Below are 19,331 nucleotides of genomic sequence, written 5' to 3'. Positions count from 1 at the left end.
GCCCAGGTGGTGAAATTGGTAGACACGCAGTGTTCAGGTCGCTGTGAGCTATGCTCGTGAGAGTTCGAGTCTCTCCCTGGGCACCAATCATTTCTCTGAATGATTGGTGAATACTTTCTCCCCTCTTCTTTATCCCCCCAACAAACACATCCAGATTACCGCCTCTGCACTTTATCTTTGCAAAAAAGTCACGTTATAACCTTTAGTCCGAAACCCCGCCAGATCAGACAACGCCTGAAGACTACTACCATTTACTTCTGCGACTCCGCTCTGTTTTGACTAAGCTGAAAGGAATAACTATTCCGGAGCGTAATATGTCAAAGCATGGAATCCGCATATTGCTGGCAACGCTGATCAGCCTCATCGCCAGCCTGGTTCTGACACAACTGGCCCACCTGTCTACTCCGCCAGATCTGACGACAGTCTCTGTTATTGTGATAACAATCGCTGCTACTCTTGCCGTTCTGTATCGCATGGTCATCCGTCCCCAGATCCTGCTAAGCCACCAGATTGCACACCGTCTGACTCATCCCACGGCTCAGCACGACCGCACTCGCCATCCATTGCCTTCCTATTTGAAGAAAGATCTGGACCGGCTTGAACAACAGCTGAGTATTTACAGCGAATTAAAAAGCAAACTGTCAGAACACGGCGGCCGCATTGCAATTGCCGCTGCGGAAATGTCGTATGCCGCCGACCAGATGAAAACCAAGATTCATGACGAAGTTGCCGATACCGACCAGATTGTTGCATCAGCCAACCAGATTCACGACACCGTTGAACACATGGTGAGCCAGACTCAGGAAGCCTCACGCGCAGCCAGTGAAGCCAAAACCATTAACTCCCATGGCAAAAAAGCCGTTGATGAAACCATCCCCCAGATGGAAGGAACCCGACAGCAGGTTAATACCAATGCTGAACTGATTGCACAGCTTGAAGCGAAATCCGAAGAAATTAAAGCCGTTACCCGGGTTATCAGCGACATTGCCGAACAAACCAACCTGCTGGCATTGAACGCAGCAATCGAAGCAGCCCGCGCGGGGGAACAAGGACGCGGCTTCGCCGTTGTGGCTGATGAAGTTCGCGCACTGGCAGCCAAAACGTCCGATGCAACACAGCAGATTGGCGATACCGTTAATCAGATCAATCTGGAAATTAAAAATGCCGTAGGAAACAGTCAACAGCTGACCGTGACCATTGACCATGGCGTGCAGATGACACAAAAAATCAGCACACACCTTAATGATATTTATGATCGTTCTGAAGAAATCGAACACAGCATCAGCACGATTGCGTCCAGCGTTCAGGAAAATAGTCAGAATATCCGCCATATTTCGTCCATCGTGCAGGAGACCAGCAAACGACTGCAACTGACCGAGCATGAAATAGCCTCCATTGCCGAACGCTCACTGGGGCTTTCTGAAACCGCTGAAAAAATTTACGAAGCCTTTGGTAACAGCGAGCTTGGAGAACCCCACGACACCGCAAAAAAAGAAGCAATAGCTGCTGCTGAAGCCATAGGCTCACTGCTCAGTGAAACAATCAGAAAAGGACAACTGACGGAAGATCAGGTATTTGATAAAAATTACCAGCCAATTAAAGGCACCAGTCCAACAAAATACTCAACCAGCTATGATACGTTCAGTGATCAGCATTTTCCGGCGATTCAGGAGCCAATTCTTGAACGCAACAGCAGCATTGCCTACGCCGGAGCAGTTGATGTTAATGGTTATTTCCCAACCCATAATAAACGTTTCTCTCAGCCACTGACCGGCGATTACGCCAAAGATCTGCTGCAGAGCCGTACCAAACGTATTTTCAATGACAGAACCGGAGCACGTTGCGGCGCCAACACCCGGCCATTTTTATTGCAGACCTATAAGCGGGATACCGGTGAAGTGATGCACGATTTATCCGTGCCTATTTATGTGAATGGCCGCCACTGGGGAGGCTTCCGGATTGGCTACCGCAGTGAATAAAGCCCTATTATTCTGAAAGGGATAACTGAAAATAATAAAGGATGCCATGCATCCTTTATTATTTCTTACGACAATCATCCACGATAATGTGTCACCTGATTACGCCCATTGGCCTTAGCATAATATAAGGCCTCATCGGCATAACGCACCCAATGCTCTGGCTTATCCTGATACTGCGGAACGTCACCATGTACCCCGATACTGACCGTTACTTTCAGGCCTTCGGCAAGACGGTCAAAACTCAGATTAGCAATGGTTTTGCGTAAACACTCAGCCACCAGCATCGCTCCGGACAACTCCGTATTGGGCAGAATAAGAATAAACTCTTCACCGCCATAACGCGCAATCAGATCGGTATTACGGTGTACCGTTTGCCGTATAGCCTGAGCGACCACACGCAGAATTTCATCCCCCGCCTGGTGACCATGAACATCGTTAACCTTTTTAAAATAATCCACATCCAGCATCAGCAGACTGAGCGGCTCACGCTCACGGATAGCACGGGCCATTTCCCGTTGCATAATCTGATCAAAGAAACGACGATTCCGGACATTCGTCAGCGGATCAGTGATACTCATTATCTCCAGTTTACGGTTGGCATCTTCCAGCTCTAAGGTGCGCTCTTTAACACGAAGCTCCAGAGTTTCCGTTGCTTTACGCTGAATTTCCAGCGCCTTTGCCTGCGCTTCACGTGCTTCACGTTCATGTTCCAGCGCTTTTTCCTGAGCAAGCCGCGCATTACGCTCCTGCTCCAGCGCATCCTCTTGTGCTATGCGGGCTATTTTTTCATGCTCAAAAGCTGCTATCTGAGCCTCAAAACGTTCACGTTTTTCCTGATTTAAACGATCAGCCAGAGCAAAAGAGAGCAGAATAACTTCCAGTGCCGAGCCAAACTGGACGATATTCTCAGTAAACATATTACGCGGAATAATATTGAATTTATTCATTGCCAGAATCGCGCCACCGATCAACATTGATGACCAGGCAACGGTGTAATAACGGGCCGCAGAATATCCCTGACTCCAGCGCCAGACACCACCATAAATAGCCAGGCCAATACCAATCACCGCCGTCGCAATCAAAACCCGGATCATGGTGTGATATGGGATAATATTGCTCATCACTACAATGGCCAGAGAAGCAATAACAATCACGCCAAAGGAGCGGTTAAGCCAATTAACTTCCTGAAGATTAAGAAAATTACGGGTAAAAATAGCCGCAAAGAGTACAACGCCACTGAGGAATACAATGATACTCTGGTCATTCCACTCAGTAGCCGTCGGCCAGAGATATTGAAAGTTAATACCCTGCAAGCTGCCAAGAAACGCTGCCATGCTGCCAACATACAGCACGTAGTACAGATAATTTGCTTCCCTTACCGCCAGAAATATAAACAGATTATACAGCACCATAATCAGCATAATGCCGTAATAAAGACCCATGCCAAGAATCTGGTGCTGGTCGTGAATAAAAAAATCACGTTCCTGCCAGATACTCAGTGGAAACTGCATAGAGCTGGAGGTCTCCACGCGGAATATCCACTCGTCAGCATCGCCGGCAGCCAGCGTCAGAGGAATAACAAAATAGCGGTGAATTACCGGTCGTTGATAAAATGATTGTTTATCACCCAGCTCCAGCTGCTGCCAATCTCCTTCATTACTGCGGTGATAGACACGGACATGATCCAGCACTGGATAGGTAAGACTGAGGAAACGTTGTTCGGACCGATCCCCGGGATTACTCAACGCCAGACGAAACCAGTACACAGAATCGGTATAACCAAAAGACATTTTATGCTGCAGATTGTACTGCCAGGCCAAGGCTGCCGAAGGTACCCCCTGAATGGCCGCTTGGGTATCTTCGTAATATTGCAGCACCGGATCCAGCTCCTGCCCGGACGCTAATGTGCGGATATCGGTATATTCTGCCGTCCGGACATTATGATCAGTAATGCGCTCTTTATTATTGTTACCTTCTGCAATATCAGCGGTTGCTGCTATTCCATCAGGGACAGAAAAAAACATCAGCCAAATAAAAACCATTGGCGAAAGTAACCGCTGGGACATAATTCATCCATCCGTATGATGAATTCAGTCTAGCAGGCAAACCTTGCAGTGAAGGGAATAGCGGCTGATTTATTCCGAACAAGGAAAAGTACCGAAGTACCACATAAAGACCACTTACTAAGTATTCTGCATGAGCACAGGCTACAGCAGATACAGCATGACCCTTCTGCGCCACAAAAAATTACACTGCCGGTTCTGTCATATCATCAGAGTTGAGCGTTGTTCACAGTTTTTTCACGGAATGACTGCTATAAAAGATCCGATCCATCAGGACAATAACAAAAGGAATGCCCGCAGAAGGCATGATTCAACGCGGTGAGGCGAGGATGAAACACACACTCTGGTTGGTATTACTGCTGACTCTGGGCGCAACCCTGAGCGGCTGCAAGAGCGAATATTCAGGAGATGTTGGCGGCGCGTCGAATGGCGGCAATGGCACTCTGATTGGCAATTACAACCCCGAAGGACAGCGCCAGTATGAACGCCAGTGCGCATCCTGCCATGGGGTTGACGGTAACGGTACTCCCATTGGCTCGTCACTGGTTGCCTGTGCCACCTGCTCAACTCTGAGCGTTCTGGCGGATGAAATCAGCCGCACCATGCCCATCGGAAAAGTAGGCAGCTGCAGTGGCAGCTGTGCGACCGATACCGCGGAATACATCCTTTATGCGTTCAATGGTTATAACCTTGCCGCTGCCACAACCACACTGGAAGGTGTCGCCAATAACGAACTGACCGTTACCCTGCGCAGTGCAGCCTTACAACTGGCTGGCCGCCTGCCCACCGACAGCGAAATTGCCATGGTGGAAAATAATGGCGAAAGCGGCCTGAGCCTTGCGCTCAATCAGCTGATGAATGAAGAGAATTTTTATCAGTGGCTGATGGAAGCTTTTAACGAACAGCTGCTGACCGACAAATACCTGACCAGTAATCAGTTTGAAGGTGGAGTCAACCTGCTGGACCCTGACGACTACCCTAACCGTAAATGGTACAACGATGCTTACCCAGCGGATGAGCAAAGCAGCATCCGTGGCTGTGTGCGCACACTCACTAACGATGCCGTTGCCCGCGAACCTCTCGAGCTGGTGCGTTACGCCGCCAAAAACGGTCTGCCTCACACCCTCTATATGAATGCCGACTACATGATGGTGAACTGGTACAGCCAGCAGGTCTATGAAGCAACATTGGTTGATTCCGGTACCCCCTTTAAGCAGCTGGCTGAGCCGGTTTGTGATGCCAACGGTGTTAAAGTTTATTACGACCCGAACGATTTCCGCCCGGCACAGGTAAAAAAGAATCTCGAATATGAAATAGGCGGCCTCTATCACGCCGGTGTGCTGACCTCTCCGATGTTCTTAAACCGCTATCCAACCACCGCAACCAACCGCAACCGTCACCGTTCACGTATTGTTTTTGATTATTTTCTGGATACCGACATTCTGAAAATTGAAGGTGACCGTCCGGGCGATGGTATTGGTACAGGTACTGCAAACCCGACGCTGCTTGATCCGGCCTGCTATGCCTGTCATCAGGTAATGGACCCGGTTTCTTCTGCTTTCCAGCACTTTACCGACCGCGGCCAGTTTATTGTGACCGGCAGCACCTCCCCTAACCGCTGGGACAGCTCCGATATAGAACCCGCTGGTCTGGCTGGCAAAACCATTCCACTGTCCGGCAGCAGCGGCTATTTCCGCAAGATGTTGCAGTGGCTGGGTACCGAAATCGCCAACGACCCGCGCTTTATCCGCGCCACCATGCGCACCCTGTATACCGGGATCATTGGCCAGGAACCGCTGGAATCGCCAGGCGAGAATGGCAGTGACGCCGACAAGGTCGCTTATAACAGCCAGCGAGCTGTTATCAACACCATCGGTCAGGCCATGGCTGCCGACGGCTGGAATATCAAAACCGGGGTCAAAGGTATCATCATGAGCCCTTATTACCGGGCCAAGGCGGTAGATGCAGGCAAACTGGCGTCGAATAAGCATATTGGTGCCAGCCAGTTCCTCAGCCCGGAACAGATGCAGCGCAAGCTGCAGGCTACCCTGGGCTTTGGCTGGGATGAGTTCCGCAATGAAAACAACCGCATCATGTACGGCGGCATGGATTCCGACAGCATTACCGAACGCATCCGTGAACCCAGCGGCCTGACCATCGCCATTCAGCAGCGTATGGCGACAGAAATGGCCTGCCGGGGTACCGCGCTGGATTTCACCCGCACAGCCACCGAACGCAAGCTGTTCCGTTATGTTGAGCCGACAACCACACCGCTGAACAGCGATGGCACGGTCAACGCTCAGGCTGTCAGCATGATTAAACACAACCTGCAGCACCTGCACTGGGTACTGCTGGGCGAACAGCTTGATATCAACAGCAGCGAACTGCAGGCCAGCTATGACCTGTTCTATCAGGTCTGGGCCCAGGGTCAGGAGCTGCTGGCTAATTACCGCGACTACGAACCACGACCAGGGACCTCTCTTGAATGGGAATGTCGCGCGCGCTGGTACCGTGCCGCCGACGGCCGTACCAATGGCGATATGCCGGAGGAATTACGCCTTGAACGGGATGAGAATTACAGCATCCGCGCCTGGATGGCTGTAATTACCTATCTGCTGTCTGACTACCGCTTTGCCTACGAATAAGGAGAACGCCATGAAACGTCGTCACTTTCTGCAACTCATGGCGGCCACCGGCATGACCGCACAAATGCCGCTGTGGACTCCCAAGGCTCATGCTGCAGCCGCACCCGACCGGTTTCTGGTGGTTGTTAATGCCAGTGGTGGCTGGGACCCGACCTCGCTGTGCGATCCCAAAGGCCTGAACAGTGCCTATGAAGCTCAGTCTGACCGCCATCTGGGCTCTACCAACTCCGTCGATCTGGACCCGGCGAAAGCCTTCGGCAATATCCGCTGGAGTGCCATCCCATCCTTTGTTTCCAACGACGATGCCGTACTGTTGCGGGTAGAAGGCCAGTTCGATCAGTTCTTCAACACCTATGGCAACCGTCTGACCGTCATCAACGGCATCGATACCGGCACCAATAACCACGATACCGGCAACCGCGTAATATGGTCTGGAAAAGAAGAGATTGGTTATCCCAGCCTTGCCGCCTACTTTGCTGCGGCCACCAGCCCAACCCTGCCAATGGCGTTTATCAGCAACGGTGGCTACGACTTTACCGACTCACTGGTTGCCCGTGCCCGGGCCAGTAATGCAGATTTTATTAACCAGCTGGCAGACCCTAACCGCTACAGCGGCGACCGGGGTTTTATGTTCCGCACCAGTGACCGCAGCATCGACCAGTACAGCGCTATTGTTGCTGCACAGAAAGCCAGGCTTCAGCGCCAGCAGCAACAGGAGCCACTGCCGTTACGCCGCCAGCAGCTGAGTCAGTTGTTCGGTGTGCGCAGTGAAGACAGCAATCTTGGTCAGCTGAGCGTATCGCTGGCCGATATCCGTGCCAACGTCAGCCGCGACAGTAACTGGAACACGAACCGTTCCAACAGCCTGAAAAGTCAGGCAGAGGTGGTAACCGCCGCCTTCCACAGTGGCCTGGCGGCCTCGGCCAATCTGAATATCGGTGGCTTCGACACCCACGGTAATCACGACGCCAGTGCTTATCCGCAACTGGGGGACTTACTGGAAGGCATCCACTTCCTGCAGGTTGCCCTGCAATACGCCGGTATCGCCGACCGCACCACGGTCGTGGTTGGTTCTGACTTCGGCCGTACACCCTACTACAATTCCGGTAATGGCAAAGATCACTGGCCGGTCACCAGCATGATGGTATTGCACCCCGGCAGCACCGGCGGCAAAGTGTTCGGCGCCTCCACCAGTGAATATCGTGCTCAGACACTGAACCGCAGCACCGGCCTGGCCGATGCCAGCGGCGACAAGCTGACCCCGGCTCATGTTAACCAGGCTCTGCGTAAGCTGCTTGGAGTTGATCAAAGCGTCCTGAACAGCAATTATCCGCTGCGGGTTAACGACTTTGATATTTTCGCTTAATAAGGAGATAAGCCCGTGCGCTTACTGATGACCGCTGTACTGTTACTGACCACCCTGCTGACCTCATCCCTGAGTCTGGCGGTGGAAACCGGCGACAAAGCCCCGGCCTTCAAACTGCCGCTGTTAACCCAGAAAGGTCAGCTGTCACTGGCCAGCTACAAAGGCAAAGTCGTGTATGTTGATTTCTGGGCCTCCTGGTGCGGCCCCTGCCGTAAATCCCTGCCACTGCTGAACGAGCTGCGCACTGAGCTGAAAGGTCAGGGCTTTGAAGTGCTGGCCATCAATCTGGATGAAGATGTCAAAGATGCCCGTGCGTTTCTGAAAGAATTCCCGGTCAGCTATCCAACGCTGTACGACGGTGAAGGCAAAACCCCCACCGCTTTTGGTCTGCGTGGTATGCCAACGTCTTACCTGATTGATCGTCAGGGACGGATTCAGAGCGTGCATCAGGGCTTCAAGCCCTCCGATATCAGCAAAATCCGCGCTGAAGTCATTCAGCAACTGCAGCAAAAATAACGGAGTATTGAGTCCATGCTCAGCCGATTACTGCTTACCGTAACTATCCTGCTGATGATCAGCGGCTGCAGCACGGTAAAACCCTGGGAACGGGGCAACCTGGCTCAGGACATCATGGCCTGGCAGCTCGACCCACTGAAGGCCTCGCTCGATAACCATATTCATTTTTCCAAGGAAGGATCGTCCGGCGGCGGTCAGGCAGCCGGGGGCGGATGCGGCTGTAACTAGCCCGATATGTTATGAGCAAACACACACTCAATTCTCTGGCCGCTCTGGCAGCGGCCGCGGCGACTCTGCCGGTTCAAGCGGAAAGCGCGCCAACCGAACAGGTGATGGCGTACCGCTTCAGTCAGTATCAGGAAGCCGATGCTCCGCGGGCGCGAACCTTTACTCCGACAACCGAGCGTTACAGTATCGATATTCACCAGTTTCGCTATGGACGGCCATTGGGCGATGACTGGTATCTGAACAGCGAGTTTCAGTACGAAACACTGAGCGGCGCTTCACCCATGCAGACTTACCAGAATGCCAATGGCCAGAGCGTGCTGCTGATGAGTGGTGCCAGTATTAATGAAACCCGCTATGACCTGAAAGTTACTCCCAAGCGCTATTTCAGTGGTGCGCTGAACGGCCAGCTCGACGGCACGCTGGGAACCAGTCTGGCCCTGTCGCAGGAAAACGATTACCAGTCTGTTGCCCTCGGTGCCGATGGTTCGCTGGAGTTGTTTAATAAACACACCACGCTGCTCGGCTCTGTCAGTATGTCGCTGGATGAACTGTCGCCCAGTGATGCCTATATTTCACCTGACCGCCAGCGTGCCGATGGCCGCGGCAAACGCAGTGTCTCCATTTACGAAGGCGTCTCGCAGGTTATTGATAAAAACCGCGTGGTACAGGTTGGCCTCGGCTACACCCAGCTGTCCGGCTACCTGTCCGACCCGTATAAATTTGAAGACCGCCGCCCCGACCGGCGTGGACAGCTGACCCTCAGTGGTCAGTACCGGCACTTTTTTCCGTTGTGGGATGGCGCAGCCCTGCATGGCGATTACCGCTACTACAGCGATGACTGGGGCATTCGCTCGCACACCCTGACCGCACGCTGGGCACAGAGCGTCAGTCTGGCGCCGTTTTCGTTCCGCTTTATCCCGATGATGCGCTACTACCGCCAGACCCAGGCCGATTTTTACAGCCTCGAACAGAATCCGCCGGATGATCAGCTGAACAGCTCCGATGCGCGTTTATCGTCTTATGGTGCCTTCAGCTATGGCTTAGAAAGCCGCATTCTGTATCAGCAATGGACGCTCAGTATCGACTGGCAGCAATACCTGTCATCGGAAGATTTCGCCCTGGTACAAACCACCAATAACGAAACCCCGGCACTGGTCGATTACAGTATCCTGAGTCTTGGCATTGAATACCGCTACTGAAGCTGTAACCCTGCACCGCCATGAGTTTACCGCCATGGCGTCGCCCTGCTGCTTTCATCTGCCCGACCTGCCCGGTATTCATACACTGGCGCAGCAGATGGAAGAGGAAGTGCGCCGCATTGAGCAGAAATACAGCCGCTACCGTCACGACAGCGTACTGTCCCGTCTGAACGAGCATGCAGGGCAAGCCAGCGTTATCGATGCCGAAACCGCCTGGCTGCTGAATTACGCACGGGTGTGTTTTGAACAGAGCGACGGCCTGTTTGATATCAGCTCCGGCATTCTGCGCAGCGTCTGGAACTTCCGTCATCCCGCCCTGCCCGACAGCGCCGCTCTGCAGCGCCTGTTGCCACGCATTGGCCTTGGCCGGCTGACCCTGAACGATAACGAACTGCGGATGCCCGCCGATATGGAGCTGGACTTCGGCGGTATCGGCAAGGAGTACGCCGCCGACTGTGCCGCTGCAATCGCCCGCAATGCCGGCGTGCATCAGGGAATTATCGATCTCGGCGGCGACCTGCACATTCTCGGCCCGAAAATCAGCGCACAGGGAGAAGAGCCCTGGCTGCTGGGTGTGCGCCATCCACGCAAGCCGCAGCAGGCCATTGCGCAACTTCCGGTTTATCGCGGCGGCATGGCCACCAGTGGCGATTACGAGCGCTATTTTGAGCTGGAAGGCCGCCGTTACTGTCACCTGTTAAACCCACAATCCGGCTGGCCGGTCAGCCACTGGGCCTCGGTGACGGTGCTGGCTCCGTCCTGCCTGCTGGCCGGCACCTTATCCAGCATTGCCATGCTGCGTGAAGCCGCTGCCGTTGACTGGCTGCAGGAACAGGACGTTCATGCCCTGCTGATCGACCCTGCACTGCAACTGCGGCCACTGACACCAGAAGTCTGACACACTGCCTCGGCAGCCTGGCACTCAATAACTAAAGCCTGACACTCAGCACCCATAACCTGACACCGGCGGCATTGGCCGTTACCGCCAAGGGCTGATATAAAGAGGCCCTCAATAAGAAAAACATCAGCAGGTCAGACTATGGAAACGCCAAGCGCCGATACCGTCAGTAATCCAGCCACAGAACAGGCTAAAGCCGTCCACGCAGCCCCTTTTGATTACCGCCAGCATGACGCGATGGGGCTGGCTGATCTGGTACAACGCGGTGAAACTTCCGCCAGCGAACTGCTGGATCTGGCCATTACCCGGGCCGAAGCGGTCAACCCCAAAATCAACGCCATTATTACCCCCCTGTACGATTACGGCCGCGCACAAATTAACGCCGGCTTACCCGATGGTCCCTTTTCTGGTGTGCCTTTCTTACTGAAAGACCTGCTCTGTGCGGTCGAAGGTACACCGCTGAGCAACGGCAGCAATGCATTAAAAGGCCGTATTTCACCACGCGACAGCGAACTGGCCAGCCGTTTCAGACGCAGCGGTCTGGTGTTTTTTGGTAAAACCAACACGCCGGAACTGGGGCTGATGGGCGTCACCGAACCCAAGGCCTTTGGCCCGGCGCGCAATCCCTGGAATCTGGATCACACACCCGGCGGCTCCAGCGGTGGTTCGGCCGCAGCTATTGCCGCCGGCATTGTGCCAATGGCTTCCGGTGGTGATGGCGGCGGTTCTATCCGTATTCCTGCCGCCTGCTGTGGTCTGTTTGGCCTCAAGCCAAGCCGTGGCCGGGTGCCGACCGGTCCCTATGCGCAGGAGTTCTGGGACGGTGCGGCGACCGAGCATGTACTCACCCGCAGTGTGCGTGACAGCGCCGCCATGCTGGATGTGATCGCTGGCCCCGATGGCTCCAGCCCCTACCCGCTGCGCAGCCGTAATAATTATCTCGAATGCCTCAGTCAGCCCCTGCGCAAACTGCGTATCGGTTATACCAGCACCTCGTTTATTGGCCGCCCGGTCAGCGCTGAGGCCGTTGCCGCCGTTGAGCACAGCGTAAAATTGCTGGAGCAACTCGGCCACGAGGTGGAGCCGGTTGACATCCGTCTGGATGGCGAAGCGCTGGCCGACAGTTACCTGACCATGTATTTCGGCCATGTTGCGGCCGACCTTGAATTTATGGCGCAGCAGCTGGGCAGCCGCATCAGCAATCTGGATGTGGAAGACGCCACCAAAGTACTGGGCTTCCTTGGCAAAACCATCTCCGCCGGAGATTTCGTGCAGGCCAAGCGCCGCTGGAATGACTTTGCCCAGACCATGCACCTGTTTCATCAGCGCTACGATGTATTATTAACCCCGACTCTCGGCTCTGAGCCGGTGCCGATTGGCAGCTTTGAGCCACCGGCATGGGAAGCAATAGCCATGAAAGTGATCAATGCCTTTGGTCTGCATAAGTTACTGCTGAAAAGCGGTATGGTGAAACAGATGGCACTGGATAATCTGGAGAAACTGCCCTTTACCCAGCTCGCCAACCTGACCGGCCTGCCGGCGATGTCGGTGCCGTTATACTGGACGGCGAATAACCTGCCACTGGGCTCGCAGTTTATTGCGCCAATGGGCGATGAGAATACCCTGCTGCAGCTGGCCCAACAGCTGGAACAGGCGCAGCCCTGGATGCAGCGCATCCCGGATTTATAAGGTGCAGCGCATCCCGGATTTATAAGATGCAACAAACACGCTACAGAAACAGAAAATAAAAAGGCCATCCACAATCCTGTCACAGGATTGTGGCACCCTGACCGATAACAATTAAAAGATTGCCAATATGCCCATGAATAATAAAACCGTTCTGATTACCGGCTGCTCTTCAGGTATTGGCCGCGCCCTGACCGAAGAATTTCTGCGTCATGGTTATCTGGTGTATGCCGCCGCGCGCAATACCGACAGCCTGCATAACCTGACCAGCACCCATTTAATTCCCCTGCAGATGGATGTGAACAATGCGGCGGATATTCAGCAGGCGGCTGAACTTATCCGTGAACGCTCCGGCCACCTGAACTGCCTGATTAATAATGCCGGTTACGCCGCTATGGGGCCGGTGGCCGAGCTCAGCAGCGAATCGCTGCAACAGCAGTTTGCCACCAACGTATTTGCGCCCATTGCGCTGACCAAAGCCTTATTGCCGTTATTACAGGCCGGCCAGAATGAAAAACATCCGGCTCAGGTGGTCAATATCGGTTCGGTTTCCGGCATTCTGACCACACCGTTTTCCGGCGCCTACTGCGCCACCAAAGCCGCTCTGCATGCCTTATCCGATGCTCTGCGCATGGAGCTTGCGCCGTTTAATATTCAGGTTATTACCGTTCAGCCTGGTGCGATTCAGTCAAAATTCGGTGATAACTCCCTGGCCAATCTGGGCGATCTGATTCAACCCGGTTCACTCTACGCACCGCTGAAAAAACAGATTCAGGCACGGGCGACTGCCTCACAGGACAACCCGACTCCGGCAACGGATTTTGCCCGCGAATTAATGGCACAGTTACTGAGCCAGCCGGACCCGGTGATCCGTATCGGTAATGGCAGCCGCGCACTGCCCTTTATGAAGCGCTGGATTCCACTGCCTCTGCTCGACAAAATACTGAGTAAAAAATTCGGGCTGCTGGCGTTAAAACGCTGAGGCCGAGAACACAACGTGGTTTCATAAAACATAACCTGACGCCATAAAAAAACCGCAGCCTAAGCCTGAGCTGCGGTTTTTTTATGGTCTTATTACATCTTATGCAATCAGAAGTAATAATCCATGGTCAGATACAGTGCATCGAAGTCGCCGTCAACAACTTCACCATTGGCACCGATATCACCATCATTGGATACGTATTCAAGGTAGAACCAGCCCGGGCCATAGTTATAGCTAACACCCGGCGCCCAGCTGTCGGCGGAGCCAACGGTATTCCCCTTGGTATTCGATTCAGCATTGGTGTAATCCACATAAAACAGGTAATCACCCATGCTGTAGGTCAGCGTTACGGCTTTACGGTCGTTTTTAACCTTAGGTAAACCGCTTGCACCGCCAATACCGTTCAGATCACGTTCGGTGATCATATACTGGGCTTTAACACCTAAATTGCTGAACTCACCTTCGTAATACACAACCGCGGCATTATGCTCACCAACATACGGACGCTCAGCGTTAGCACCGGTCAGATCACGTAATTTACCGTTCTGGTAAGAGGCACCGACTTTTTGCTTGTCAGCCAGATCATATGCACCGTTCAGCACGAAAGTATGCGTTTTCTGGTAAGTGGTTTTGCTGCCCCAGTGACCGCCGTCGTCCATGGTTTCGGTGCTGGAACCAAAGTCATCAACGTGGAAGTAAGCAACGTCATAGTTAACCGCACCCAGATCGGCACTCCATTTAACACCGACATCCATCTGGTCGGCATAACCACCCAGCAACTCATCGCCAGGCCAGAAGTTAACGGTTGCCCAACCAAAAGGTACCTGAGATTTACCGATTTTCAGCTCACCCTTGCCAAAGGTTTTACCCACCCAGGCTTTATGGAAACCGAAATGAGCACCGGTATTGTTATTCGCCGGATCGGTGAAAGCACCGGTGCCATAACGCATTTCTGAGGAGAACTGCCAGCCGGTTTTTTCATCGGTTTTATCGATATACAGAATCAGCGCTTCGTAGTTGGTATCACCATAAGACACTTCATCAACGTTATCGTTATAAAGCGCATGATTCAGCCAGAAGCCACCGCTGATCGATTCCGATGCAACAGCAGGCACCGCACTTGCACTGATGGCCGCAATGGCCAGGGATAAGTGTACTTTTTTCAAAAGACTCTCTCCTTCCTTATTATGAATGAATCCCGGAAAACTCAGGGTTTCCCGTGGATATCTGGCCAGAACAGACAGAGCTTACCGCCTGTTGCCCGGCCAAATTACGGCATCAACCTAAAGTTGATACTAGTCGTCGGACATCATTTTTCCCAACAACGTATGGTACAGCTCGCGGTCACCGACAACGCCCTGCCCCCCCTGTTCATCACCCACCAGAACCGAGTGGCCTGTGTGGTAACGGATTTCCATCACATCACGCATGGCTGTGCGCGGCCCCACCCGGGTGGGGATTTGCTGCAGCGCGCTGATATCATCACCCTGCTGCCAACACTGTACAGCATAGACCTGATCTTTTACCTGTACCTGATTACCATCGGGGCTAAGCCAATAATCATGGCGTTTGCTCAGACAATAGCCCCGTTCCTGCTGCGCCATATCACTCAGCTCACGCATTATTGATACCGCACGCAATACATTCAGCGGATTGGTATGGGCAACAAAATCACGCACATAATCGTTCGCCGGATTGAGCACAATGCTTTCCGGTTTACCATGCTGCACAATTTCACCGTCTTTCATAATGGCGATATGGCTGCCGAGTTTCAGCGCTTCGTCGAGATCGTGACTGACAAAAATAATGGTCTTCTTCAGTTTTTCCTGCAGCTGCAACAACTCGTCCTGCAGCTGAGTCCGGATCAGCGGGTCGAGGGCAGAAAACGGCTCATCCATTAATAAAATATCGGACTCAACCGCCAACGCCCGGGCCAGACCAACCCGCTGCTGCATACCGCCGGATAACTTACCCGGTTTAAGCTTGCGCCATTCAGCTAGGCCAACGACTTCCAGCTGCTCACTGACCCGGCGTTTGATTTCAGCTTTCGGCAAGCCCTGTAATTCCAGTGGCATCGCAACATTCTGCTCCACCGTCAACCAGGGCATTAATGCAAACTTCTGAAACACCATAGAAATCCGGCGCATACGGATATCGCGCTGGGTTTGTGCATCGGCGCTGGCAAAGTCGAGCATTTCACCGTCATGCTCAATATTTACCGCCCCACGGGCAACCGGATTAAGGCCATTAATACAACGCAGAAGGCTGGATTTACCAGAGCCAGAAAGGCCCATCAGTACACAGATTTCACCGCGTTTCACCGTCAGTGATGCATCTTTAACGGCAATCAAAGAACCACTTTGGGCACGAACCTGTTCACGATCCAGGCCCTGATCAAGTAATGCCAGCGCCTGCTGGGGTTGTGGGCCGAAGACCACATCAAGATGTTTAATTTCAATCATATCAGCTCACCTGTTCCCGTTGTTTGCACAGGCGATCGAGTAAAATCGCCAACAGAACAATGGCCAGTCCCGCTTCAAAACCGCTGGCAATATCTACCGTGTTCAGCGCCCGGACCACAGGCTTACCCAAACCATCAGCGCCGACCAGGGCGGCAATTACCACCATCGACAGCGACAACATAATGCACTGCGTTACACCGGCAGCAATATTAGCCGCCGCCGCCGGCAGTTCGATACGCCATAACAACTGTGAGCGCGTGGCACCAAAGGATTGACCAGCCTCAACCATTTCTTTCGGGACTTCAGAAATACCCAGATAGGTCAGACGAACCGGTGCGGCAATGGCAAAAATAATGGTGGAAATCAGGCCCGGTACAACACCCAGACCAAACAATGTCAGCGTTGGAATTAAATAAACGAAGGGCGGAACGGTTTGCATCAGATCCAGCACCGGCCGTAAGACGGTGTATAAACGCGGATGATGCGCCGCATAAATGCCAATCGGCAGACCTAATAAAATACAAAACAGCGTGGCATACAGCACCAATGACAAGGTCTGCATGGTTTCGACCCAGTACCCCAGGTTCCAGATCAGCAATAACGAGGCAACGGCATACAATACCAATCCCACAGAGCGATGCAGCCAGAACGCAAACAGTGCCAGAACCACAATAAAGGCGCCCGGATGCATCCAGGTAAGCGCATCAGTACTGGAATTAATCAGCCATTCCAGTGATTCGGCCATGGCATCAAAGAAACCGGAGGTGTTATCTACCAACCAGTCGAAAAACAGCTCGATATATTCACCGAGTGGAATTTTAAAACTATCCATAAGACTCACGTAGTTATAAAGAAACAAAACAGAAATCTGAGCAGGAAATCAGTGCATCAGGTGCACTAGGGCCTGTTAACACTAATTAAACAGGCCTGTTATCGGCTAAAAATTTCTCAGGCAAGGCGCTGAGAGTGTGGCCTAACGGGTTAAGCGAGCGAACAGCAACGCAGAATGAGGGATTTTTAGCCATAACCCTTCGGGCTGAGACCAGTTTTCCCCATTAACATCGTCGTTCGTCATTCATTTAGCCCGCTAATATCACTCCTCTCTCCTTGTTCTGAGAAAAACTGGCTCTCAGCAGGCTCGATTCACTTAGTGTTAACAGGCCCTAACTTCCTGTATTTATGGATACTTAGCGGAAAGCAGCCTGTGCCTTAGTTAAAGCCGGCGAGCCATCAGCGGCTTTAACGTCTTTCAGCCAGACGCTCAGTACGTCAGGATTATTTTTCAGCCATTGTGTGGCTGCTGCTTTGGGTTTTTTACCGTCATCAAGAATGGCCGCCATCACCTGATTTTCCATTTCCAGGGTAAAGCTCAGGTTGTTGAGAAATTTACCTATTTCCGCGCACTGGCCAACATAGTCTTTACGGGTATTGGTAAATACCGACGCGCCGCCCAGATCCGGGCCAAAGAAATCATCGCCGCCTTCCAGGTAGGCCAGATTAAAGTTGCTGTTCATTGGGTGTGGCTCCCAGCCAAGGAAGACAATCCACTTATCACGACGGGTTTTTCGCTTAACCTGTGACAACATACCGGCTTCGCTCGACTCCACCACTTCAAAGCCTTTCAGACCAAAAGCGTTCTGATCAATCATCTCCTGAATCAGACGATTACCATCGTTACCCGGCTCAATACCGTAGATTTTTTTATCGAACTTATCGGAAAATTCAGCGATATCCGCAAAGGTTTTTACTCCGGCATCATAAACGTACTGAGGTACAGCCAGAGTGTACTTGGCACCGCTCAGGTTTTTACGCACCGTATCGACCGTGCCACGTTCACGGTAGGCTTTAATATCGCCTTCCATGGTTGGCATCCAGTTGCCCAGAAATACATCAATATCACCATTTTCCAGCGACTTATACGTCACCGGTACCGACAGTAACTGCGTACTGGTCTGATAGCCTGCACTTTCCAGCACTACAGAAGCCAGAGCGGTGGTGGCGGTAATATCTGTCCAGCCAACATCAGAAAAGCGCACCGTATTGCACTGTTCTGCCTGAGCGGCAGAAGTTACCGCCAGTACCATGGATAATAAAATCGTTCGTAAAGTCATCATTTGTCTCCTGCATTTTTTTGCCGGATCAGGCCGGCGGATTAGTCCGTTGTTTTTCTTTCCAGTCGGCTTCCATACCAACCTCTGCGTTACTGGGAGGTAATATCTGTGAGCGGCCTGTCAGACTGCTGCGGATAAAATCCGCTGCACGCTCGGCCACCATAATGGTGGGGGCATTTAAATTGCCGTTGGGAATCGTCGGAAAAACGGAGGAATCAACTACCCGCAGCCCCTGAACACCATGAACGCGGGTTTCGGGATCAACCACGGCTGATTCATCAGTGCCCATTTTGCAGGAGCAGGATGGGTGATAAGCGCTTTCGACATTACTGCGCACAAATTCATCGATCTGTTCATCTGTCTGCACCTGCTCGCCCGGTTGAATTTCACCATCGCGATAGGCATCAAATGCCGGCTGACCAATAATTTCACGGGTCAGCTTTACGCAATCACGGAAACCTTCGCGGTCATCTTCGTGCTGCAGATAATTAAACAGAATACGCGGTGCACTGTGCGGGTCAGCGCTGACAGCGCGGATATAACCACGGCTTTTCGGTTTGTTATGACCGATATGCACCTGAAAACCATGGCCATCAAAAGCCGTACGGCCGTCATAACGCATTGCCGCGGGTAAAAAATGGTATTGCAGGTCAGGCCATTCCACCCCGGCCTTGGAACGGATAAAACCACAGGATTCAAAATGGTTGGTCGCGCCCAGACCTTTGCGGGTAAACAGCCAGCGACTGCCGATTAAAAACTTACTCCACAACCCCAGCTTGCTGTTCAGGGTAATAGGCTGTTTGCATTTAAACTGAAAATAAAATTCGAGATGATCCTGCAGGTTTTCACCCACTCCGGGTAAGTGATGGTTTACTTCAATACCGGCCTGCTCCAGTACATCACGCGGGCCAATACCGGATAACTGCAGAATATGCGGCGAACCTACGGAACCGGCTGATAAAATAACCTCTTTGCGTGCACGCAGATTTTCAATCTTACCCTTGCGCTCATAGCGCACACCGGTTGCACGCAACCCATCCGGCTGCTTTTGCAAAAGAACCTTATGCACCAGTGCATGGGTTATCACGGTTAAATTATTGCGTTTCATCGCCGGACGCAGATAGGCATTGGCGGTTGACCAGCGCAGGCCATTTTTTACCGTCATATGCATAGGGCCGAAGCCTTCCTGCTGCTTA

15 protein-coding genes and 1 tRNA gene are annotated in these 19,331 nt (G+C 52.5%); 10 read left to right on the top strand and 6 right to left on the bottom strand.

All coding sequences use genetic code 11. The features are described from left to right. Together LGT44_RS18210 and LGT44_RS18205 are read left to right on the top strand one after the other, a co-directional pair. Positions 1-86: transfer RNA gene (locus LGT44_RS18210), tRNA-Leu, on the top strand. Positions 87-314: 228 nt separating this feature from the next. Next, complete coding sequence (locus LGT44_RS18205) at positions 315-1,979, top strand: methyl-accepting chemotaxis protein (protein ID WP_230331676.1); 1,665 nt, start codon at positions 315-317, stop codon at positions 1,977-1,979. A 74-nt stretch (positions 1,980-2,053) separates the two neighbouring features. On the opposite strand, the gene LGT44_RS18200 is transcribed toward LGT44_RS18205, so the two are convergent. Next, on the bottom strand, positions 2,054-4,045 hold the full coding sequence (locus LGT44_RS18200) for a sensor domain-containing diguanylate cyclase (RefSeq protein WP_145470996.1): 1,992 nt from the start codon (positions 4,043-4,045) through the stop codon (positions 2,054-2,056). A gap of 326 nt (positions 4,046-4,371) precedes the next feature. Here LGT44_RS18200 and LGT44_RS18195 point away from each other — a divergent pair, with 326 nt between their 5' ends. The 8 genes from LGT44_RS18195 to LGT44_RS18160 all read left to right on the top strand — a co-directional run bounded on the left by LGT44_RS18195 (position 4,372) and on the right by LGT44_RS18160 (position 13,562). Continuing rightward, a complete protein-coding gene (locus LGT44_RS18195; RefSeq protein ID WP_230331677.1) occupies positions 4,372-6,687 on the top strand; it encodes a c-type cytochrome in 2,316 nt (771 codons plus the stop codon). A 10-nt stretch (positions 6,688-6,697) separates the two neighbouring features. Beyond that, positions 6,698-8,053, top strand: a complete 1,356-nt coding sequence (locus LGT44_RS18190; protein ID WP_230331678.1) for a DUF1501 domain-containing protein — start codon at positions 6,698-6,700, stop codon at positions 8,051-8,053. 15 nt (positions 8,054-8,068) lie between these two features. Beyond that, positions 8,069-8,569, top strand: coding sequence for a TlpA disulfide reductase family protein (locus LGT44_RS18185; protein WP_230331679.1), 501 nt, complete (start codon positions 8,069-8,071; stop codon positions 8,567-8,569). Between the two features lie 15 nt (positions 8,570-8,584). Then, positions 8,585-8,797 carry a DUF4266 domain-containing protein gene (locus LGT44_RS18180; RefSeq protein ID WP_230331680.1) on the top strand — a complete coding sequence of 71 codons (213 nt, stop codon included), beginning with the start codon at positions 8,585-8,587 and terminating at the stop codon, positions 8,795-8,797. Positions 8,798-8,808: 11 nt separating this feature from the next. Next, positions 8,809-9,996: a DUF3570 domain-containing protein gene (locus LGT44_RS18175; RefSeq protein WP_230331681.1), complete on the top strand. Its 1,188-nt coding sequence runs from the start codon at positions 8,809-8,811 to the stop codon at positions 9,994-9,996. Then, positions 9,980-10,894 carry an FAD:protein FMN transferase gene (locus LGT44_RS18170; protein WP_230331682.1) on the top strand — a complete coding sequence of 305 codons (915 nt, stop codon included), beginning with the start codon at positions 9,980-9,982 and terminating at the stop codon, positions 10,892-10,894. The genes LGT44_RS18175 and LGT44_RS18170 overlap by 17 nt, the downstream gene beginning before the upstream one ends. Before the next feature lie 141 nt (positions 10,895-11,035). Further along, positions 11,036-12,583, top strand: a complete 1,548-nt coding sequence (locus tag LGT44_RS18165) for an amidase (protein ID WP_230331683.1) — start codon at positions 11,036-11,038, stop codon at positions 12,581-12,583. 127 nt (positions 12,584-12,710) lie between these two features. After that, a complete protein-coding gene (locus tag LGT44_RS18160; protein ID WP_230331684.1) occupies positions 12,711-13,562 on the top strand; it encodes an SDR family oxidoreductase in 852 nt (283 codons plus the stop codon). Positions 13,563-13,669: 107 nt separating this feature from the next. Here the strand turns inward: LGT44_RS18160 and LGT44_RS18155 are convergent, their stop codons facing one another. The 5 genes from LGT44_RS18155 to LGT44_RS18135 form a co-directional block, all read right to left on the bottom strand. After that, positions 13,670-14,728: a porin gene (locus LGT44_RS18155; protein ID WP_230331685.1), complete on the bottom strand. Its 1,059-nt coding sequence runs from the start codon at positions 14,726-14,728 to the stop codon at positions 13,670-13,672. A gap of 129 nt (positions 14,729-14,857) precedes the next feature. Beyond that, positions 14,858-16,024, bottom strand: coding sequence for a choline ABC transporter ATP-binding protein (choV, locus tag LGT44_RS18150; protein WP_230331686.1), 1,167 nt, complete (start codon positions 16,022-16,024; stop codon positions 14,858-14,860). 1 nt (position 16,025) lies between these two features. Further along, complete coding sequence (choW, locus tag LGT44_RS18145) at positions 16,026-16,865, bottom strand: choline ABC transporter permease subunit (protein ID WP_444875583.1); 840 nt, start codon at positions 16,863-16,865, stop codon at positions 16,026-16,028. 346 nt (positions 16,866-17,211) lie between these two features. Continuing rightward, positions 17,212-18,138 carry a choline ABC transporter substrate-binding protein gene (locus tag LGT44_RS18140; protein ID WP_230331687.1) on the bottom strand — a complete coding sequence of 309 codons (927 nt, stop codon included), beginning with the start codon at positions 18,136-18,138 and terminating at the stop codon, positions 17,212-17,214. Positions 18,139-18,163: 25 nt separating this feature from the next. After that, positions 18,164-19,331, bottom strand: a 1,168-nt coding sequence (locus LGT44_RS18135) for a GMC oxidoreductase (protein ID WP_230333672.1), incomplete at its 5' end; no start/stop codon positions are given.

Origin of the sequence: Thalassolituus alkanivorans, from assembly GCF_020447205.1 — a bacterium.
Taxonomy (GTDB): domain Bacteria; phylum Pseudomonadota; class Gammaproteobacteria; order Pseudomonadales; family Oceanobacteraceae; genus Venatoribacter; species Venatoribacter alkanivorans.
Note: the sequence above shows the minus strand (reverse complement) of the source record. Positions and strands in the feature narration are given on the sequence as shown.